This window comes from Mycolicibacterium confluentis, assembly GCF_010729895.1.
Lineage (GTDB): Bacteria > Actinomycetota > Actinomycetes > Mycobacteriales > Mycobacteriaceae > Mycobacterium > Mycobacterium confluentis.
This window is the reverse complement of the sequence record NZ_AP022612.1, coordinates 3,066,518-3,086,632: the sequence shown is the minus strand read 5'-3', so window position 1 is coordinate 3,086,632 and position 20,115 is coordinate 3,066,518. Positions and strand designations below refer to the sequence as shown.

21 protein-coding genes are annotated in these 20,115 nt (G+C 69.5%); 17 read left to right on the top strand and 4 right to left on the bottom strand.

What is annotated here, in order from left to right; genetic code table 11:
• The first annotated feature begins 3 nt into the window (after window positions 1-3).
• From G6N34_RS14375 to G6N34_RS14350, 6 genes are all read left to right on the top strand, one after another.
• Complete coding sequence (locus tag G6N34_RS14375) at window positions 4-738, top strand: FadR/GntR family transcriptional regulator (RefSeq protein WP_085152659.1); 735 nt, start codon at window positions 4-6, stop codon at window positions 736-738.
• Between the two features lie 10 nt (window positions 739-748).
• A complete protein-coding gene (locus G6N34_RS14370) occupies window positions 749-1,069 on the top strand; it encodes an ArsR/SmtB family transcription factor (protein ID WP_085152715.1) in 321 nt (106 codons plus the stop codon).
• Between the two features lie 86 nt (window positions 1,070-1,155).
• Window positions 1,156-1,839: an energy-coupling factor ABC transporter permease gene (locus G6N34_RS14365; RefSeq protein WP_085152658.1), complete on the top strand. Its 684-nt coding sequence runs from the start codon at window positions 1,156-1,158 to the stop codon at window positions 1,837-1,839.
• Window positions 1,836-2,174, top strand: coding sequence for a PDGLE domain-containing protein (locus G6N34_RS14360; RefSeq protein WP_085152657.1), 339 nt, complete (start codon window positions 1,836-1,838; stop codon window positions 2,172-2,174). Before G6N34_RS14365 ends, G6N34_RS14360 begins: the two co-directional genes overlap by 4 nt.
• Window positions 2,175-2,178: 4 nt before the next feature.
• Window positions 2,179-2,955 (top strand): cobalt ECF transporter T component CbiQ, encoded by a 777-nt coding sequence (gene cbiQ, locus G6N34_RS14355; protein WP_085152656.1) that lies wholly within the window; start codon window positions 2,179-2,181, stop codon window positions 2,953-2,955.
• Window positions 2,952-3,698 (top strand): energy-coupling factor ABC transporter ATP-binding protein, encoded by a 747-nt coding sequence (locus G6N34_RS14350; protein WP_085152655.1) that lies wholly within the window; start codon window positions 2,952-2,954, stop codon window positions 3,696-3,698. The genes cbiQ and G6N34_RS14350 overlap by 4 nt, the downstream gene beginning before the upstream one ends.
• Before the next feature lie 3 nt (window positions 3,699-3,701).
• Here G6N34_RS14350 and mtr read toward each other — a convergent pair whose 3' ends face one another.
• Window positions 3,702-5,117 carry a mycothione reductase gene (gene mtr, locus G6N34_RS14345; RefSeq protein ID WP_085152654.1) on the bottom strand — a complete coding sequence of 472 codons (1,416 nt, stop codon included), beginning with the start codon at window positions 5,115-5,117 and terminating at the stop codon, window positions 3,702-3,704.
• Window position 5,118: 1 nt separating this feature from the next.
• A complete protein-coding gene (locus tag G6N34_RS27745; RefSeq protein WP_085152653.1) occupies window positions 5,119-6,156 on the bottom strand; it encodes an alpha/beta hydrolase in 1,038 nt (345 codons plus the stop codon).
• A 138-nt stretch (window positions 6,157-6,294) separates the two neighbouring features.
• Here G6N34_RS27745 and mqo point away from each other — a divergent pair, with 138 nt between their 5' ends.
• The 8 genes from mqo (at window position 6,295) to G6N34_RS14300 (ending at window position 16,915) form a co-directional block, all read left to right on the top strand.
• Window positions 6,295-7,881 (top strand): malate dehydrogenase (quinone), encoded by a 1,587-nt coding sequence (mqo, locus tag G6N34_RS14335; protein WP_085152652.1) that lies wholly within the window; start codon window positions 6,295-6,297, stop codon window positions 7,879-7,881.
• Window positions 7,878-8,345 (top strand): GNAT family N-acetyltransferase, encoded by a 468-nt coding sequence (locus G6N34_RS14330; protein ID WP_085152651.1) that lies wholly within the window; start codon window positions 7,878-7,880, stop codon window positions 8,343-8,345. Before mqo ends, G6N34_RS14330 begins: the two co-directional genes overlap by 4 nt.
• Complete coding sequence (locus G6N34_RS14325) at window positions 8,342-10,189, top strand: magnesium chelatase subunit D family protein (RefSeq protein ID WP_085152650.1); 1,848 nt, start codon at window positions 8,342-8,344, stop codon at window positions 10,187-10,189. Before G6N34_RS14330 ends, G6N34_RS14325 begins: the two co-directional genes overlap by 4 nt.
• A gap of 20 nt (window positions 10,190-10,209) precedes the next feature.
• Window positions 10,210-10,824 carry a cob(I)yrinic acid a,c-diamide adenosyltransferase gene (cobO, locus tag G6N34_RS14320; RefSeq protein WP_085152649.1) on the top strand — a complete coding sequence of 205 codons (615 nt, stop codon included), beginning with the start codon at window positions 10,210-10,212 and terminating at the stop codon, window positions 10,822-10,824.
• Window positions 10,818-12,176, top strand: a complete 1,359-nt coding sequence (locus G6N34_RS14315; RefSeq protein WP_085152648.1) for a cobyrinic acid a,c-diamide synthase CobB — start codon at window positions 10,818-10,820, stop codon at window positions 12,174-12,176. Before cobO ends, G6N34_RS14315 begins: the two co-directional genes overlap by 7 nt.
• 9 nt (window positions 12,177-12,185) lie before the next feature.
• Window positions 12,186-13,415 (top strand): uroporphyrinogen-III C-methyltransferase, encoded by a 1,230-nt coding sequence (cobA, locus tag G6N34_RS14310; protein ID WP_085152647.1) that lies wholly within the window; start codon window positions 12,186-12,188, stop codon window positions 13,413-13,415.
• A 47-nt stretch (window positions 13,416-13,462) separates the two neighbouring features.
• Entirely contained in the window at window positions 13,463-15,040 is a 1,578-nt protein-coding gene (locus tag G6N34_RS14305) for an MFS transporter (protein WP_085152646.1), read from the top strand.
• A gap of 120 nt (window positions 15,041-15,160) precedes the next feature.
• Window positions 15,161-16,915 carry a proline--tRNA ligase gene (locus tag G6N34_RS14300; RefSeq protein ID WP_085152645.1) on the top strand — a complete coding sequence of 585 codons (1,755 nt, stop codon included), beginning with the start codon at window positions 15,161-15,163 and terminating at the stop codon, window positions 16,913-16,915.
• 33 nt (window positions 16,916-16,948) lie between these two features.
• Here the strand turns inward: G6N34_RS14300 and G6N34_RS14295 are convergent, their stop codons facing one another.
• Window positions 16,949-17,422 (bottom strand): ferritin-like domain-containing protein, encoded by a 474-nt coding sequence (locus G6N34_RS14295; protein ID WP_085152644.1) that lies wholly within the window; start codon window positions 17,420-17,422, stop codon window positions 16,949-16,951.
• Window positions 17,419-17,937 carry a hypothetical protein gene (locus G6N34_RS14290; protein WP_163645401.1) on the bottom strand — a complete coding sequence of 173 codons (519 nt, stop codon included), beginning with the start codon at window positions 17,935-17,937 and terminating at the stop codon, window positions 17,419-17,421. Before G6N34_RS14290 ends, G6N34_RS14295 begins: the two co-directional genes overlap by 4 nt.
• 173 nt (window positions 17,938-18,110) lie before the next feature.
• On the opposite strand from G6N34_RS14290, the gene rimP reads away from it, so the two are divergent.
• The 3 genes from rimP (at window position 18,111) to G6N34_RS14275 (ending at window position 20,084) form a co-directional block, all read left to right on the top strand.
• A complete protein-coding gene (gene rimP / locus G6N34_RS14285) occupies window positions 18,111-18,635 on the top strand; it encodes a ribosome maturation factor RimP (protein WP_085152713.1) in 525 nt (174 codons plus the stop codon).
• Window positions 18,632-19,663 carry a transcription termination factor NusA gene (gene nusA, locus G6N34_RS14280; protein ID WP_085152643.1) on the top strand — a complete coding sequence of 344 codons (1,032 nt, stop codon included), beginning with the start codon at window positions 18,632-18,634 and terminating at the stop codon, window positions 19,661-19,663. The genes rimP and nusA overlap by 4 nt, the downstream gene beginning before the upstream one ends.
• A 175-nt stretch (window positions 19,664-19,838) precedes the next feature.
• Complete coding sequence (locus G6N34_RS14275; protein WP_308213165.1) at window positions 19,839-20,084, top strand: YlxR family protein; 246 nt, start codon at window positions 19,839-19,841, stop codon at window positions 20,082-20,084.
• Window positions 20,085-20,115: the final 31 nt, after the last annotated feature.

Sequence of the window (20,115 nt, the reverse complement as noted above, 5' to 3'; positions counted from 1 at the left end):
GTCATGACTGCGGTGCCAGACCCCACGGTCGCCGGCTGTGAAGCCGGCGACGCACTGCTGCGCCCCGTCCGCCTCGGCAATGCCTTCGAGGACACCGTCGGCAGGCTGCTGCAGACGATCCGGCTCGGAGTGCTGGCCCCGGGGGAGTCGCTGCCGCCCGAGCGCGAGCTCGCGGCCCGACTCGGCGTCAGCCGCGACACGGTCCGGGAGGCCATCAAGTCGCTGGCCGAGGCGGGCTATCTGGTGTCGCGGCGAGGACGCTACGGCGGCACCTTCCTGGCGCAGCCGCTGCCCGCCCACCCGGGCCCCGGGGAGCGGGTCACGCGCGAGGAGATCGACGACGCGCTGCGGTTGCGGGAGATCCTGGAGGTCGGGGGCGCCCGGATGGCCGCGGCGCGCACCCTGACCGCGGTCGAGCGGGAGACCCTGTGGTCCCGGCTGTCCGACGTCCGCGACGCCGCCGGAGAGGACTACCGGCGGCTGGACTCCCGACTGCACCTCGCGATCGCCGAGGCCGCTGGAGCGCCGTCGTTGGTGCCGCTGGTGGCCGAGAACCGCATGCGGCTCAATGCCCTGCTCGACCGGATTCCGCTGCTGCGCCAGAACCTCACCCACTCGGACGAGCAGCACCAGGCGATCGTGATCGCGATCCTGGCCGGCGATGCCGACGCGGCGGCCGAGGCAATGCGCGCGCATGTCGCGGGATCTTCAGCGCTTCTGCACGGATTCTTGGACTAGATTGCAGGACATGGCTGATCAGTCGGTGGTCGAGCGGGCGTCGTCGGCGCTCGTCGATGTCGACACGAGCGGGTGGGCCCAGCGTTTCGACCTGCTGTCGGACCCGCATCGCCTTGAGATTCTGCTGAGCCTGCACCGCGCACCGGGGATCTGCGTCAGTGATCTGGCCACCGCGCTGGGCCGCTCGGAGAACGCGGTGTCGCAGGCCCTGCGGGTGCTGCGGCAGCAGGGCTGGGTGAGCAGCACCCGGGTCGGGCGGTCGGTCTGCTACCGCCTCGAGGATCACACCGTGCACGACCTGCTGCACTGGATCGGTGCCCGGCACAGCTGATCTCCCGTCGCATGAACATCTGAACAGCTAGACAGATGACACGCCGCGCACCTAGGCTTTCATCCGTGGTCATATCGACTCTTGCAATGCATATGAGCGACGGCATCGTCAACGCCCCCACCTCAGTGATCTTCGGCGTCATCGCCGTCGTGGCGATCGGATTCAGCGCCCGGCGCGCCAGTGCCGAACTCGACGAGCGCACCGTGCCGTTGGCGGGTCTGGTCGCGGCGTTCATCTTCGCCGTCCAGATGGTGAACTTCCCGATCCTGCCGGGGGTCAGCGGCCATCTGCTCGGCGGCGCACTCGCCGCGATTCTGGTCGGGCCCTATACGGGCGCACTGTGCATCGCGATCGTCCTGGTGGTCCAGAGCCTGCTGTTCGCCGACGGCGGTGTGACCGCTCTGGGCACCAACATCACCAACATGGCCGTGATCGGCGTCGCCGCGGGATACGGCACCGCGGTGCTGCTGATGTCGGTGCTGGGCCGCCGCGGCGACACCGGTACCGGTCGCCTCGGAGTCGTGGCGTTCATCGCTGCTCTGGTTGGAACAGTCTGCGCGGCAATGGGGTTCGTGGTCCAGTACGCATTCGGCGGGGCGGCCAGCGCGTCGCTCGGGGCGGTGTTCGGGTACATGCTCGGCACGCACGTGCTGATCGGGATCGGTGAGGGCATCATCACTGCGCTGACGGTGGTGGCCGTCGCGCGGTCGCGGCCCGACCTGGTGTACCTGCTGCGGCGCAACGCCGACCGGGTCGAGGTCGCGGCATGACCGGGCGCAGATTCTGGATCGTCTTCGCGCTGGCCATCGTCGCGGTCGCCGGTGGAGTGTCGTACTTCGCCAGTTCGTCGCCCGACGGCCTCGATGCGACGACGTTGCGCGGGTGCGAGGTGGTCGAGGTCGACGGTGTCGAAGAGTTGACCGGCGACTGCATCGCGCAGCACGCGAGTGACCATCAGCTGTCGGCGTCACCGCTGGCCGACTACACGATCTTCGGCCACGAGTACAGCGGCGGCCTGGCCGGTGTGTTGGGCGTCGTGGTGGTGGCCGGTGTCGCGTTCGGCGCGTTCCGTCTGATCGCCCGCCAGCGCGCCACCAAGGACTGATCCGGTGGGGGCGGGGCACTCCCATCCGCTCTACCGTGACGGGCACTCGGCGGTGCATCGGGCGCCGGGGGAAGTCAAGATCGTCTGCCTCGTGGTCTTCCTGTTGGCCGTCGTGGCCACGCCGCGAGACATGTTCTGGCCGTATGCGATCTATGCCGGCATCGTCGTCGCGGTGTGGCGCTGGGCGCACATCCCGCTGCATTGGGTGCTGCCGCGCATGTTGATCGAGGCGCCGTTCGTGGTCCTGGCGGTACTGCTGCCGTTCGCCGAGGGCGGGGAGCGCGTCGAGGTGGCCGGCCTGCACCTGTCGGTTGCGGGCCTGTGGGCCGCGTGGGGCATCGTCGTGAAGGGCACGCTGGGTGTGGCGGCCGCGCTGACCGTCGCGGCGACCACCACCGCTCGCCAGCTTCCGCTGGCGCTGGCCAGGCTCGGGGTGCCTGCCCTGGTCACGTCTATGCTCGTGCTGATGCTGCGCTACATCGATGTGCTGGCGGCCGAGGCCGCTCGAATGCGGATGGCGCGCATCTCCCGCGGGGACTCTCCGCGCACCCTGCATCAGGCCGGCGCCATCGCCAAGAGTGTCGGCGTGCTGTTCCTGCGCTCCTACGAGCGCGGTGAGCGCGTGTATCTCGCCATGCTGTCGCGCGGTTTCGACGGCCGGGTGCCCGACCTGGCCGGTGTCGGCGCGGGTGCGCGCGCGACCACGAACCAATGGGTCTTCGCACTGCTGCCCGCCGCGGGTGCCGTCGTCGTCGCGGCAGCGGCCTGGGGGCTGCGATGACCCCGGACGGCGTCCGGGTCACCGGACTGCGCCACGTCTATCCCGACGGCCACGTCGCACTCGGCGGGGTCGACCTCACGGTGGACGCCGGTGAGCGGGTCGCGGTGCTCGGACCCAACGGTGCGGGCAAGACCACGCTGATGCTGCACCTCAACGGGGTGCTGACCGCGACGTCGGGCAGCGTGGAGATCGCCGGGATCACCGTGGCGCGCAACACCCTTCGCGACGTCCGCCGCCGCGTCGGATTGGTCTTCCAGGACCCCGACGACCAGCTGTTCATGCCCACCGTCGCCCAGGACGTCGCATTCGGGCCTGCGAACTTCGGCGTCTCCGGCGCTGAACTGAGCCAGCGCGTGGCCACGGCGCTGGAACTCGTCGCCATGACCGAACACGCCGAGCGCAGTCCCGCACACCTGTCGCTGGGCCAGAAGCGGCGGGCCGCGCTGGCCTCGGTGCTGGCCTGTGAGCCCGGCATCCTGGTGCTCGACGAACCGTCGGCCAACCTCGACCCGGTCGCGCGCCGCGAATTGGCGCACACGCTCTCAGGACTGCCCGCCACGATGCTGATCGTCACGCACGACCTGCCGTACGCCGCGCAGCTGTGCCGGCGGGCGGTGGTGATCGACGACGGCGTGGTGGTCGCCGACGGTCCGATGCCCGAGATCCTCGGCGACGCAGCGCTGTTGGCGGCGCATCGCCTCGAACTGCCCTGGGGATTCGACCTCTCGGCGGCGCTGCGCTGAGTCTCAGTGCCGCTTGGGTGGCGGCCAGGACGGTTCACCGCACAGGGACAGCAGCGCGTTCTCGATCACCTCGGGCAGCGCCGGATGGATCCAGTACTGCCCGCGGGCCATGTCCTGCCCGCGCAGGCCGAAGCTCATGGCCTGGATCAGCGGCTGAATCAGCGTCGAGGCCTGATAGCCCATGATGTGCGCGCCGAGGATGTCGCCGGTGTCGGCGTTGACGACGATCTTGGCCGTCCCTGTGGTGTCCTCCATGGCCCACCCGTAGGCCACGTCGCCGTAATCCTGGAGCTTGACCTTGGGGTTGAGACCCGCTGCGCGGGCCTCGTTCTCAGTCATGCCGACACACGCGACCTGCGGGTCGGTGAACACCGCTGACGGCACGAACCGGTGATCGGCGGGCACCAACTGCTCGGTGTCGTCCCAGTCCTGCAGCAGGTTGTGCCGCACCACGCGGGCCTCGTGGTTGGCGACGTGCTTGAGCTGATAGTCCGAGCTGACGTCGCCGAGCGCGAAAATGCCACGCGCGGTGGTGCGTTGGTACTCGTCGACGACGACCTGACCGCCGTCGGTGACCTTGACCCCGGCCAGTCCGGCGTCCAGCAGATCGCCGTTGGGGCGGCGTCCCGTCGCGACCAGGACCGCGTCGGCATGCAACGTCGAACCGTCGTCGAGGTGCAGTGTGGTGCCGCTGGCGTCCGTGCTCCCGCCGGTGACGTTGCGGTGCATCAGCAGTTCCCACTTGCGCGATGCGATGTCGGTGAACCGCTCGCCGATGTCGTCGTCGCAGTAGGACAGCATGGTCGCCCCCCGCAGCACCAAGGTGACCCGAGTTCCCAACGCCGAGAACACATGCGCGAACTCCGCGGCGACAAACCCGCCACCGATGATCACAAGGTGCTCCGGCAGGTCCGGAATCCGCATGATGGTGTCGCTGGTGTGGAATTCGACGCCGCAGTCGGTGATCGCCTGCGGCACAACGGCGCGGGCGCCAGCGGCGATCACCACCTGATCCGAGGTGAACTCGTCGCCCGCCTCGGTGCGCAGCACATGGCGGCCGTCGGAGCGGGTGGGGCCGAACCGGGTGTGCGAATCGAACACCGTGACGTTGGGGGAGGACCGCCGATACCGTTGCCCGCCCAATGCGATCGGGTCGATGCGGCCGAACACCCGGGACACGATGTCGCGCCAGCGCACGTCGTCGATGCGGGCGTCGATGCCGTACCGCGCGGACTCCCGGATCGTGGCGGCGACTTCGGCGACGTAGACGAACATCTTGGTCGGGATGCACCCGACGTTGAGGCAGGTGCCGCCGAAGGTGCCCTGCTCACAGATCGCCACCCTCTTCGAGTCGTAGCGCTCGTCGAGGATGCTGTTGCCCGAGCCGGTTCCGATGATCGTCAGATCGAAATGGTCCACGTCAGCCCTGTCTTCTGTTGGAGGAGTTCGAGCCCGCCTGGCGGGTGTCGCTCTGGTGGGTGCCCGTCACCCTGCGCTGCAGCCACTCGTCGAGTTCGAGGTAGGCCTGCGCCCGCGGTTGCGCGAGCGACAGGAACACATCGTGCTTGGCGTCGGTGATGGGCGCGACCGTGGTGTGGTCACCCACGCACCCCGCCCACCGCGCGATCTGACGCACGTCGAGTACCGCGTCCCCCCGGGCGATGGCGTCCGGGTCGCCCTGAGCCTCCGGGACGCTGCGGTCGGATCGCAGGATCAGGTTGGGCACCCCGACATCCAACCCGCGGTGCAGGCTGGCCTGCGCGCGACGCACCGCACTGATCCAGCCGAACGTGATGGGGAATCCGCCCACGGGCTTCCACGCCAGGTTGTAGTCGAACTCGCCGGCGTAATCCCGGTGCAGCGATGTGCCGTAGCCACCCTGGGTCGGCCTGCGCGCCACCCGAGTCTTGCGGACCCGCGCCAGCGCGCGCAGTGCGGCCCGCGTAGGCGCCGCCCGCAGGATCGCCGGGCCGTGCAGATCGAAGAACGGGCTGTTGAGCACCAGCGCGCCGACGCCCAGCGTGGCCGTGAGGTCCCGTTGCCGGAGGCGGTCGAGCCACAGCGTGACGATCAAGCCACCCGCCGAATGCCCATATACGCACACTGGAGCCCCGCCGGTCTCGCGCGCGATGATCTCGAGCGCACGCTGCAGTTCGGTGTCGTAGCGGGCCAGGTCGGTGGTGAAGTGCGGGGTCTGGCCCTCCCGCCAGGACCGGCCGCACTTGTGCAGGTCCAGCGCGTAGAAGGCGAAACCGCGCGCGCCGAACCACTCGGCCAGTTCGGTGTTGAAGAAGTAGTCGGTGTAGCCGTGCACCGCGAGCACTGCGTGCGCCGCGGGTGCTGCCGAACCACGCCGGACCAGCGTGGCGTAGAGGTCACCCTCGCCGTCGGGGTCAGCACCCAGTTCGAGAGTGTGCTGGTGGTAGCCGGGCAGGACGTCGGTCTCCCATGCCGTCACGTGTTCACCTTAGTCGCGTCTCGTGTTGCGCATCGTGGCCGTTGGGGTGAAGATCACCCGCCTCGACAGTTTCTCCGCAGACTGAGCGGGATAACCTTGACATCGGATCACCCGACGGAACAAAGGATCGGCAAACCGGTGTCAGACGCCAAGACAAGTCAGACAGTCAAGACCGACGTCGTGCTGGTGGGTGCCGGCATCATGAGCGCCACGCTCGGGGCGTTGCTGCGGTTGGTCGAGCCGAACTGGTCGATCACGATGATCGAACGCCTCGACGGGGCCGCCGCCGAGAGCAGCGATCCGTGGAACAACGCGGGCACCGGCCACTCGGCGCTGTGTGAGCTCAACTACACGCCCGAGAACGCCGACGGGTCGATCGACATCAGCAAGGCCGTCACCGTGAACGAGCAGTTCCAGGTGTCCCGGCAGTTCTGGTCACACGCGCTCGAGAGCGGCGTGCTGACCGACGCCCGCAGCTTCATCAACCCGGTGCCGCACGTGTCGTTCGTCGAGGGTGCCGACCGGGTCGAGTACCTGCGCAAGCGCCGCGACGCCCTGGCGTCGAACCCGCTGTTCGCGACCACCGAGTTCATCAACGACAACGACGAGTTCGCCCGCCGACTGCCGTTCATGGCCGCGCAGCGCACGTTCGCCGAACCCGTCGCGCTGAACTGGACCACCGACGGCACCGACATCGACTTCGGCGCACTGTCCAAGCAGCTCATCGGATACGGCGTGCGCAACGGCACGTCGGTGCTGTTCGGGCATGAGGTGCGCAACCTGTCGAAGAACTCCGACGGCACGTGGACGGTCAAGGTGCGCAATCGCCGCACGGGCCTGGTGCGTCGTATCGAAGCCAAGTTCGTGTTCGTCGGCGCGGGTGGCGACGCCCTGCCGCTGCTGCAGAAGTCGGGCATCGCCGAGGCCAAGGGCTACGGCGGCTTCCCGGTCGGCGGGCAGTTCCTGCGCACCTCCAACGCATCCGTCACCGCCGGTCATCGGGCCAAGGTGTACGGCTTCCCGCCCCTGGGCGCACCGCCGATGTCGGCACCGCACCTCGACACCCGCATCATCAACGGCAAGCAGTGGCTGCTGTTCGGCCCCTTCGCCGGATGGTCGCCCAAGTTCCTCAAGCAGGGCCACTTCCTCGACCTCCCACTGTCGGTCAAGCCGGACAACCTCGCCTCGATGGTCGGCGTCGGCCTGACACAGATGAGCCTGGTGAACTACCTGATCGCCCAGCTCCTGATGTCGGAGGCCGACCGGGTCGATGCGCTGCGGGTCTTCGCGCCCAGTGCGCAGGACGCCGACTGGGAACTGTCGGTGGCCGGTCAGCGCGTGCAGGTCATCAAGCCCGCGAAGGGCAAGGGCGGCACGCTCGAGTTCGGCACCACGGTGCTCTCGGCGGCCGACGGCAGCATCGCCGGCCTGCTGGGCGCCTCGCCGGGTGCGTCCACCGCGGTGCCCGCGATGCTCGAGGTCATGGAGCGCTGCTTCGCCGACCAGTACGCGCAGTGGCAGCCCAAGCTCAAGGAGATGATCCCGTCGCTGGGCACCAAGCTCTCGGAGAACCCCGCGCTGTTCGACGAGGTGTGGTCGTGGGGCACCAAGGTCCTGGGCCTGGAGGCCGGTGCCGATGCGGGTGCGCAGGCGCTCACGGTCGGTGCCGACGCCCCCTCGCCCGCGCACGGCAGCGACGATCCCGAGCCTGCGGGCGTGGTGTGACGGTTGCGCTGCGCCGAAGCTGGGCTCGGGACCTCGACGCGGCCACCCTCTACGAACTGCTGAAGCTGCGCGTCGAAGTCTTCGTCGTCGAGCAGGCCTGCGCGTATCCGGAACTGGATGGGCGTGACCTGCTGGCCGAGACCCGGCACTTCTGGCTCGAACAGCCCGACGGCCAAGTGATCTCGACGCTTCGCCTCATGGAGGAGTACCCGGGCGGCGAGAAGTCCTTCCGGATCGGCCGCGTCTGCACCAGACAGAGCAGCCGGGGCGAAGGCCACACCAGCAGGCTGCTGCAGGCCGCGCTGGCCGACGTCGGGGATCACCCCTGCCGCATCGACGCCCAGACCTACCTTGAGGCGATGTACGCCCAGCACGGATTCGTCCGCGCCGGCGACGAATTCGTCGAGGACGGCATTCCGCACGTGCCCATGCTCCGCCCGGGGCGCATCGAGGAGACACCGTGAGCCACCCGGACTTTCCGTTCAGCGCCATCGTCGGCCACGACCAGCTGCGGCTCGCGCTGATCCTCTGCGCCGTGCGTCCCGAGATCGGCGGCGTCCTGATCCGCGGCGAGAAGGGCACCGCGAAGTCGACCGCGGTGCGGGCCCTGGCCGGCATCCTGTCCTCGATCGACGGCGCCTGCCTGGTGGAGCTGCCGATCGGCGCCACCGAGGACCGGGTTATCGGGTCGCTGGACCTGCAGAAGGTGCTGCGCGACGGCGAGCACGCGTTCTCCCCGGGGCTGCTGTCGCGCGCGCATCGCGGCGTGCTCTACGTCGACGAGGTCAACCTGCTGCACGACCACCTCGTGGACGTGCTGCTGGACGCCGCGGCGATGGGGCGTGTGCACGTCGAACGCGACGGTGTCTCGCACTCGTATGAGTCGCGATTCGTGCTGATCGGCACGATGAACCCCGAGGAGGGGGAACTGCGTCCGCAGCTGTTGGACCGGTTCGGCCTGACCGTCGACGTCCGCGCCTCCCGCGAGGTGGCGGTGCGCACCGAGGTGATCCGAGCCCGGTTGGCGTATGAGGCCGACCCGCAGGGGTTCGCGGCGCGGTTTGCCGACGCCGACGCCGACGTCGCCCGCCGCATCGCTGCCGCCCGTACACGGGTGGCCGGCGTCGTGCTGGGCGACGACGAACTGGGCCGAATCGCAGCGCTGTGCGCGGCCTTCGACGTCGACGGTATGCGTGCCGATCTGGTGGTGGCCCGCACGGCCGTCGCCCACGCCGCCTGGCGCGGTGCTGAACACGTTGCCGCCGAAGACATTCGAGTCGCGGCCGAACTCGCGCTGCCGCATCGCCGTCGCCGTGACCCGTTCGACGATCCCGGCCTTGACCCCGGTGCGCTCGATGAGATCCTCGGCGACCAGGACACCGGCCCGGAACCGGAGCCCGATCCGGACCCCGACTCGGATCCGCCCGGCGGCGGTACGCCACCGCCTGCCGAGAGTGAGACCAGTGGGCAGTCGGAGGGTTCGCCCTCCCCATCTCCCGCACCGGCGCAGCAGAGCGCCGCGCCGACACCGACCTTCCAGACCCGGGCGCTTCGGGTGCCCGGCGTGGGCGAGGGCGCCCCGGGCCGACGATCGGTGGCCCGCAACAGATCCGGCGCCGTGGTGGGTGTCAGTCCGGGCGACACCGGTGACGGTCTGCACCTGTTCGCGACGATGCTCGCGACCGCGGGGCGCTCGCGGCAGGCGGGCCGGCTACGGCCGGACGTCGACGACATCCGCTTGGCCGTACGGCAGGGTCGCGAGGGCAACCTGGTGATCTTCGTCGTCGACGCGTCGGGGTCGATGGCCGCCCGGGACCGCATGTCGGCCGTCAGTGGTGCCGCGCTCTCGCTGCTCCGCGACGCCTATCAGCGCCGAGACAAGGTTGCGGTCATCACCTTCCGTGCCGATCAGGCGCAGCTTCTCCTTCCGCCGACCACGTCGGCGCACATCGCCGGGCGTCGCCTCGCGCGGTTCGACACCGGGGGCAGGACGCCACTGGCGCAGGGTCTGCTGGCCGCGGCCGATCTGGTCCGGCGTGAGAAGGTGCGGGACCGAACCCGGCGTCCGCTGGTCGTGGTGCTGACCGACGGTCGAGCCACCGGCGGCCCGGACCCGTTGGGCCGCAGCCGAATCGCCGCCGCACGCCTGGTCGCCGAGGGAGCGTCAGCGGTGGTGGTGGACTGTGAGACGTCCTATATCAGGCTCGGGTTGGCGGGGGTGCTGGCCGACGCACTGGGGGCGCCCGTGCTGCGTCTGGAACAGTTGCGCGCCGAGGCGTTGACGGCCGTGGTGCGCAGCGCCGCCTGATCGAAAGAGAGCGCAGAGTCATGCCACAGGGTCGTCCGATCGCCGTGCCCGACGACGGGCTGAGCACGCGGGCTCGCCGCAATCAGCCCGTCCTCGCGGTGCACACCGGCGCGGGCAAGGGGAAGTCCACCGCCGCGTTCGGCATGGCGCTGCGCGCCTGGAACGCGGGCCTGGACGTCGCGGTGTTCCAGTTCGTCAAGAGCGCCAAGTGGAAGGTGGGGGAGGAGAACGCCTTCCGCGAACTCGGCACGCTGCACGACGAACACGGCACCGGCGGCGCCGTCGAATGGCACAAGATGGGCTCGGGCTGGTCGTGGTCGCGCCGACAGGGGGACGAGGCCGACCACGCCGCGGCCGCGGCCGAAGGCTGGGCAGAGATCGCCCGCCGCCTCGCTGAGGAACGACACGGCTTCTATGTGCTGGACGAGTTCACCTACCCGCTCAAGTGGGGCTGGGTCGACGTCGACGCGGTCGTGGAGACGCTGCGGAGTCGGCCGGGCACCCAGCACGTCGTGATCACCGGCCGGGACGCGCCCGCGCCGCTGATCGAGGCCGCCGACCTGGTCACCGAGATGGCGAAGGTCCGCCACCCCATGGACGCCGGACGCAAGGGCCAGCGGGGCATCGAGTGGTGACCCCGGCCGTCGTCGTCGCCGCCCCGTCCTCGGGCAGTGGAAAGACTACGGTGGCAACGGGTCTGATGGCCGCACTGGTCCGGGCCGGAAGACGGGTGGCCGGATTCAAGGTCGGCCCCGACTACATCGACTCGGGATACCACGCGCTGGCCACCGGAAGGCCCGGCCGCAACCTCGACCCCGTGCTGGTCGGCGAGCAGCTCATCGGACCGTTGTACGCACATGGCAGCACGGGCGCCGACATCGCGGTGATCGAGGGCGTGATGGGCCTGTTCGACGGACGGATCGAGCCTTCAGGCGCCATTCCGGCGACGGGTTCGACCGCGCATGTGGCGGGCCTGCTGCGGGCGCCCGTGCTGCTGGTGGTGGACGCCCGCGGCCAGAGTCACAGCATTGCGGCTCTGCTGCACGGATTTTCGACGTTCGACTCCGGAACCCGGTTGGGCGGTGTGGTGCTCAATCGCGTCGGCAGCGCGCGCCATGAAGAGGTGCTGCGTCAGGCGTGTGAGGCCGCCGGAGTGCCGGTGCTCGGCGCGATTCCGCGACTCGCCGAACTCGAGGTGCCGTCGCGGCATCTCGGGCTGATCACCGCCGTCGAACACGGCGCGGCGGCCCGGACCGCCGTCGCGGCGATGGCCGATCTGATCGGCACGCATGTCGACGTCGCCGCCGTGGCCGCCCTGGCCGCCGCACCCAGCGTCGCCGTCCCGTGGCGACCCGAGGGTGCCGTCGGGACGCCGGTGGCCGGTTCGCCAGTGGTCGCCGTCGCGGCCGGGCGCGCCTTCAGCTTCGCCTACGCCGAGCACGCCGAACTGCTTCGTGCGGCCGGGGCCCAGGTCGTGGAGTTCGACCCGCTGATCGATCGCCTGCCCGAACGGACCGCGGCCCTGGTGCTGCCGGGCGGGTTCCCCGAGCAGTACCCCGCCGAGTTGTCGGCCAACACCGCCCTGCGCGCCGAGATCGCAGATCTGGCCCAGCGCGTCCCGGTGCACGCCGAATGTGCCGGGCTGACCTACCTGATGACGGACCTCGACGGGCACGAGATGTGTGATGTGCTGCACGGCTCGGCGCGATTCACCTCGCGGCTCACGTTGGGCTACCGCGAGGCCGTCGCGGTCGCCGACTCGCCGGTGCAGCGTGCAGGGGAACGCGTCGTTGGTCATGAATTCCACCGCACCACAGTTGATTTCGCGCAGGAGTACGCTCCCGCCTGGCGGTTCCGGCGGGCCGACGGGACCGTGGCCGGCGACGGCGCGGTTCATGGCGGGGTGCACGCGTCGTACCTGCACACCCATCCGGCCGGGACGCCCGAGGGGGTGCGGCGGTTCGTCGCACACGCGGCGGCGTCGTAGGCTCGCCGGGTGATCGAGAACGCCTACCTGGTCGGCCTGCGGCTGGCCGGCAAGAAGGTCGTTGTCGTCGGTGGGGGAACAGTGGCCCAGCGACGACTGGGCCTGCTCGTGGCCAGCGGGGCCGACGTGCATGTCATCGCACGCACCGCGACCCCCTCGGTCGAGGCCATGGCCGGCGTGACGCTGACGCTGCGGGACTACCGCGAGGGTGACCTCGCCGGCGCCTGGTACGCCATTGCGGCCACCGACGACGCCGAGGTGAACGCGGCCATCGTGGCCGAGGCCGACAGCAGGCAGATCTTCTGCGTGCGCGCCGACGTCGCGGTCGAGGGCTCCGCCGTCACTCCCGCGACCTTCGAACACGAGGGACTCGCAGTGGGAGTTCTGGCCAGCGGCGAGCACCGCCGGTCGTCCGCGATCCGCACCGCGATCCACGAGGCGCTGTCCAGCGGCGTCATCGGCGCGGGACGCGACGAGGCGGGCACCTCGGCGCTCAAGGGCACAGTCGCGCTCGTGGGCGGCGGCCCCGGCGACCCGGAACTCGTCACCGTGCGCGGCCGCCGACTGCTCTCACAGGCCGACGTCGTCGTCGCCGACCGACTCGCACCGGCCGAACTCCTGGCCGAACTGCCCAGCCACGTCGAGGTGATCGACGCCGCGAAGATCCCCTACGGCCGCGCGATGGCCCAGGAGGCGATCAACAGCGTGCTGATCGACCGCGCCAAGGCCGGACAGTTCGTCGTGCGCTTCAAGGGCGGCGATCCGTTCGTGTTCGCGCGCGGGTATGAGGAAGTCATCGCCTGCACCCAGGCTGGGATCCCCGTCACAGTGGTGCCCGGCGTGACGAGCGCGATCGGCGTCCCCGCGATGGCGGGCGTCCCGGTCACACACCGCGGCGTCAACCACGAGTTCGTGGTGGTCAGCGGCCATCTGGCGCCCGATCACCCGGAGTCGCTGGTGAACTGGCCCGCCCTGGCAGCGCTGAGTGGGACTCTGGTTCTGCTGATGGCCGTGGAGCGCATCGAACTGTTCGCCGACGTGCTGCTCGCGGGCGGACGTCCGCAGGACACTCCGGTGATCGTGATCCAGCACGGCACCACCACGTCCGAACGCCAGGTGCGCGCCACGCTGGGCAATGTTGCGGAGACCGTGCGTGCCGAGGGGATAAGGCCGCCGGCGATCATCGTGATCGGGCCGGTCGTGAACATGAGCGAAGGTATCGGTTCGGCCTCGCTCTGACCTCGGTCGCTTAAACAACTCTTAATATTACTGTAGGGTAGGCCGCTATGACGGCTCTCAATGATGCAGAGCGGGCAGAGTCGGGCGCTGCTCCCACCGATGACCGCGCACTTCCGGTGCGCGTCGAACCATCGGAGATCGAGCGTTCCGGCCGGTCACTGCCGCCCTGGCTGCCGTCGCGTCGGTTCATTTACGCCGTGGTCGCGATCGGCGGAATGCAGCTGCTGGCGACGATGGACAGCACCATCGCGATCGTCGCCCTGCCCCAGATCCAGGACGAGCTCGGGCTCTCGGACGCCGGCCGCAGCTGGGTCATCACCGCGTATGTGCTGACCTTCGGCGGCCTGATGCTGCTCGGCGGCCGCCTCGGCGACACGATCGGGCGCAAGCGGACCTTCATCGTCGGTGTCGCGCTGTTCACCATCGCCTCGATCCTGTGCGGTGTCGCATGGGACGAGGCCACCCTGGTGATCGCGCGACTGCTGCAGGGCGTCGGTGCGGCCATCGCGAGCCCCACGGGCCTGGCGCTGGTGGCCACGACGTTCCCCAAGGGACCCGCACGCAACGCCGCCACCGCGGTCTTCGCCGCGATGACCGGCGTCGGCTCCGTCATGGGCCTCGTGGTCGGCGGCGCGCTGACCGAGGTGTCTTGGCGGCTGGCCTTCCTGGTCAACGTGCCGATCGGCCTGCTGGTCATCTACCTCGCCTACAACACCCTGCGTGAGACGCACCGCGAGCGGATGAAGCTCGACGCGGCCGGAGCGCTGTTGGCCACCCTCGGCTGCACGGCCGCGGTGCTCGGCTTCTCCAGCGGACCCGAGCACGGCTGGCTGACCCCGATCACGCTCGGCTCGGGCCTGGCGGCGCTGGTGTGCTTCGCCGCCTTCGTCTTCGTCGAACGCCGCGCGGTCAACCCGGTGGTCCCGTTCGCGCTGTTCCGCGACCGCAACCGGGTGGCGACCTTCGCCGCGATCTTCCTGGCCGGCGGCGTCATGTTCACGCTGACTGTGCTGATCGGCCTGTACGTGCAGGACATCATGGGGTACAGCGCGCTGCGGGCGGGCGTCGGCTTCATCCCGTTCGTGATCGCCCTCGGCGTCGGACTGGGCCTTTCGTCGCACCTGGTGTCGCTGTTCCCGCCGCGTCTGCTGGTGATCGGCGGCGGCATCCTCGTGCTGGGCGCCATGATCTACGGCTCGACGCTGAATGCGGGCATCCCGTACTTCCCGAACCTCGTGATCCCGATCGTCGTCGGCGGCCTCGGCATCGGCATGATCGTGGTTCCGCTCACCGTCTCGGCGATCGCCGGCGTGGGCTTCGACGAGATCGGCCCCGTCACCGCGATCGCGCTGATGCTGCAGAACCTCGGCGGGCCCGTCGTGCTGGCCATCATCCAGGCCGTCATCACGTCCCGCACGCTGTACCTGGGCGGTACCACAGGCCCCGTCAAGAACATGAACGACGCGCAACTGGCGGCCCTGGACGCCGGTTACACCCACGGCCTGCTGTGGGTGGCGGCAGTCGCCGTACTCGTGGGCGCCGCGGCACTGTTCATCGGCTACACCGCCAAGCAGGTCGCACACGCGCAAGAGGTCAAGGACGCCCTGGACGCGGGCGAGCTCTAGCCCGATCTCGCGAGCAGACACATAATCGCCTGAATTCGCCTCGAAACGTGCGAGTCCGCGTCTGCTCGCCGGATGAGGCGGGGGCGGGTGAGCTGCCGCCCGCGTATAAGCTGGCCTCCCGTGATCACGCGTATGTCGGAGCTGTTCCTGCGAACACTCCGAGACGACCCAGCCGATGCCGAAGTACCCAGCCACAAGCTGCTGATCCGCGCGGGCTACGTCCGCCCGATCGGCCCCGGCCTCTACAGCTGGCTGCCATTGGGGCTGCGCGTGCTGCGGCGGATCGAGAAGGTCGTCCGCGAGGAGATGGAGGCCATCGGTGCGCAGGAGATCCTCTTCCCGGCCCTGCTGCCGCGCGCGCCCTATGAGGCCACCAACCGCTGGACCGAGTACGGCGACAACCTGTTCCGCCTGCAGGACCGCCGGAAGAACGACTACCTGCTCGGGCCCACCCACGAAGAGCTGTTCACGCTGACGGTCAAGGGGGAGTACAACTCCTACAAGGACTTCCCGCTGATCCTGTTCCAAATCCAGACCAAGTACCGCGACGAGGCGCGTCCTCGCGCGGGCATCCTGCGGGGTCGTGAGTTCCTGATGAAGGACTCGTACTCGTTTGACATCGACGACGGCGGCCTGAAGAACGCCTACCACGCGCACCGCGAGGCCTATCAGAAGATCTTCTCGCGTCTCGACGTCAACTACGTCATCGTGTCGGCGGTCTCCGGGGCCATGGGCGGCAGCGCCTCCGAGGAGTTCCTGGCCGAGAGCGAGGTCGGTGAGGACACCTTCGTGCGCTGCCTGGAGTCGGGCTACGCCGCCAACGTCGAGGCCGTCGTCACCCATGTGCCGGCTGCGCTGCCGATCGAGGGTCAGGCCGAGGCCGTCGTGTACGACACTCCGGACGCCCCGACGATCGCGACGCTGGTCGACTGGGCCAACGGCGCCGGCCTGCCCCAGTTCGCGGGCCGGACGGTGACCGCCGCGGACACCCTGAAGAACGTGCTGCTCAAGGTTCGCGAACCGGGCGGGGAGTGGGAACTGCTGGCCATCGGCGTGCCCGGCGACCGCGAGATCGACGACAAGCGCCTGGGCGCGGCCCTCGAACCGGCCGAGTACGCACTGCTCGACGACGCCGACTTCGCCAAGCACCCATTCCTGGTCAAGGGTTACGTCGGCCCGAAGGCACTGCAGGCCAACGGAGTCCGTTACCTCATCGATCCGCGGGTGGTCGACGGCACGTCCTGGATCACCGGCGCCGACGAGCCCAACAAGCACGTCGTGGGGCTGGTGGCCGGACGGGACTTCACCGCCGACGGCACGATCGAGGCCGCCGAGGTTCGTGACGGCGACCCCTCACCGGACGGTGCGGGTGAGCTGGTCAGCGCACGGGGCATCGAGATCGGGCACATCTTCCAACTCGGCCGCAAGTACACCGACGCGTTCTCGGCCGACGTCCTCGGTGAGGACGGCAAGCCGGTGCGACTCACCATGGGCTCCTACGGCATCGGGGTGTCGCGTCTGGTTGCGGTGCTGGCCGAGCAGCACCACGACAACCTGGGGCTGCGCTGGCCCGCCAGCGTGTCACCCTTCGACCTGCACCTGGTGATCGCCAACAAGGATGACGCGGCACGGTCCGGCGCCACCGACCTGGCGCGCGACCTCGACCGGTTGGGGCTGGACGTGCTGCTCGACGACCGCACGGCCTCGCCGGGGGTGAAGTTCAAGGACGCCGAACTGCTCGGCGTGCCGTGGATCGTCGTCGTGGGTCGCGGGTGGGCCAACGGCGTGCTGGAACTGCGCAACCGGTTCACCGGTGAGACCACCGAATTGGCGGTCGAGGGCGCGGCCACGGCGATCGCCGACGCGCTGAGGTAAATCCGAACGGCGCCCGGCGCGCAGTGAGTGGCGTTACTCGCTGCCGCCGGGAAACGGCACCGTGACGGGCCAGACCTTGAGGATCTGTTTCCATTGCGCGGCGGTCACCGCGCTCTGCGTCAGGGCCGCCACCGCGTAGGCGCGCTCCTCGCTGTCCTCGGTCTGTTCGACCACGGCGCGCCAGGCGACCGCGGCGTCGTTCTCCATGAGCAGCGCCAGGTTCGCGGCATCGTCGGGGTCGTCGACCTTCATCGGCAGCTCATAGCCAGGGGCGGTGAGCGGGGCGGTTACCGAGCGGCGGTCGAGCATCCTCAGCAGCGCCTCACGCTGTTCGCGGTGGCTCGCCATGGCCTGGGCCACCAGATAGTTGTCCTCGGGCGTCGAGTGCGCCGAGACGATGCCATAGCCGTAGATCGTGGCGTGCTCGGTGACCAGCGCGTCGTACAGCGCCGCGGCGGCCGGATCGGTGGGTCGGTCGGCGTCCGGGGAGTTCTGCTCGGTGGTCATGAGCCGGCCTTCTCCTGTGGCAGTGTCACGGTCACTGATGCGGTGCACGCTGCGGCGATCGAGGCCAGCAGTCCAGCCCGATACCCCGACTGGGACGCGGCGACGGCGGCGGCATTCTCGCCGGAGCGGCGCAGCATCATCGCGACGTCCGACGGCGACGGCGGTGGCGGGGCCGATCCCGTCGCGCCCGCAGCCGTCGACGTCGTGGTCTCGGTCGTGGTGGTCGGCGCCGGTTGGCCCGATTCACGCGCCAGCTCGTCGGCCAGGGCCTGGGCGTGCTGCGCGCGCTCGGAGGCGATCTGCGTCAGCGCCCGGGCGATCGCTGGGGTGGCCGCAGTGGCGGCCGAACGCGCCATCTCCGCGTCGGCGACGGCTGTCTCGTAGGGCTCCTGGAGCGGGTCGATCTCGTCGTCACCACCGGAGCCGCAGGCGGACGACGTCCCCGCGGTCACCGCCAGCAACGCCAGGCCCATCACGCCGCGACCGGCGGACTTCAACACCTCACGCCTGCGCACGGACACATCCTGCCATTGGTCGCGCAGGCGGAACGGGGCAGGAGCGTGCCGCCACCTTGGAATGCGCGGGAACCACTCCGAGCCTGGCGTATCGTAAGTACCTGGCGGCGTGCCCCATCCGCACCCGCCACGAGTCCGCACAACTCAAGATGAGGAGCTTCGCCGTGACGCAGATGCCCGCGGGTCTGCCTGCTCCGTCGCAGGTGATCGAGCTTCTCAGTGCGGAATTCGAGCGCGCCGGTTACGAGATCGAGGACGTGGTGGTCGACGGCCACCGGCGCCCGCCGCAGATCACCGTGACCGCCGACGGCGACGTTCCCCTCGATCTCGACACCGTCGCCGACCTCTCGCGGTCCGCGGCCCAGCTCCTTGATGAGGTGTCGGGCTTCGACGAGGCGTACGTGCTCGAGGTCACCTCACCCGGCGTGGACCGTCCGCTGACCCATGAGAAGCACTACCGTCGCGCCACGGGCCGACTGGTCGAACTCGAACTGGCCGACGGCAACCGCGCCAGCGGGCGTATCGCGGGTGTCGCGGACGGTGTCCTGCACCTGGTGATCCGTGCCGGCCGGAAATGGGCGGTGCGCGAAACCCCACTCACTGACATTGCCAAAGCCGTTGTCCAAGTTGACTTCTCCGGGCCCACCCAGCCGGAGCAGGATTTCCTGGACCAGACCCGAAGGGAGGCCGGATTATGAACATCGACATGGCCGCACTGCACGCCATCGAAGTGGATCGGGGCATCCCCGAAGGCGAATTGCTCGAGACCATCAAATCGGCACTGCTGACCGCATACCGACACACCGACGGTCACCAGGCGGACGCCTCCATCGAGATCGACCGCAAGTCGGGCGAGGTCAAGGTGATGGCCCGCGAGCACGATGACGAGGGCCGGCTCATCAGTGAGTGGGACGACACCCCCGAGGGCTTCGGCCGCGTCGCGGCCACCACGGCCCGCCAGGTCATGCTGCAGCGCTTCCGCGACGCCGAGAACGAGAAGATCTACGGCGAGTTCTCCGCCCGCGAGGGTGACATCGTCGCCGGCGTCATCCAGCGGGACGCGCGTGCCAACGCGCGCGGTGAGGTGGTGCTGCGGATGGGCAGTGAGACCAAGTACTCCGAAGGCGTCATCCCCTCCTCGGAGCAGGTGCCCGGCGAGAGCTACGAGCACGGCGACCGACTGCGCTGTTTCGTCCTCGGCGTGACCAGGGGAGTGCGGGAGCCGCAGATCCGGCTGTCGCGGACCCACCCGAACCTGGTTCGCAAGCTGTTCTCGCTCGAGGTGCCCGAGATCGCCGACGGGTCCGTCGACATCGTCGCGGTGGCCAGAGAGGCCGGACACCGGTCGAAGATCGCGGTGGCCTCCAAGATGCCGGGGCTCAACGCCAAGGGCGCATGCATCGGACCGATGGGTCAGCGTGTGCGCAACGTGATGAGCGAACTGTCAGGCGAGAAGATCGACATCATCGACTACGACGAGGACCCGGCGCGGTTCGTGGCCAACGCGCTGTCACCCGCGAAAGTCGTCTCGGTCACGGTGATCGACCCCAACACCCGCGCGGCCCGCGTCGTCGTGCCCGATTTCCAGCTGTCGCTGGCGATCGGCAAGGAAGGGCAGAACGCGAGGTTGGCGGCCCGGCTGACCGGCTGGCGCATCGATATTCGCAGCGATGCGGATGCGCCGGTGGACGCTCCCGAGAGCGGGGGTGCGGCACCCGCCCACTGACCCGCAGTCGACCGGTGTGGCGCTGGTTTAGAGCGGGGCGCCGATGACGGTAGACTGAGCCGTGATCCAGCGCGAGAGTCCTGCACCCATCCCACGGGAGCACCGCAGCACCGAAGGTCCGGTGCGAACGTGTATCGGGTGCCGGAAACGAGAGTTGGCCGTCGATCTGCTTCGGATGGTGGCCCAGTCGGGCGATCCCGGTGGCCGCCCCAGTGGCGCTGTCGTGGTCGTTGACAGGGCCGGTAATCTTTCAGGTCGGGGTGCATGGTTGCATCCCAACCCGCAGTGCCTGCAGGACGCTCTTCGACGGCGAGCCTTCACCCGAGCGCTGCGTATCGCCGGTTCACCGGACACCTCCGCGGTGGTCGAGCACTACACCGCGGCAACAGAACAGGTAGCGAAGAACATGAGCACACCGTGAAGTCCCGATGACCATGCGTCATAGCTAAACC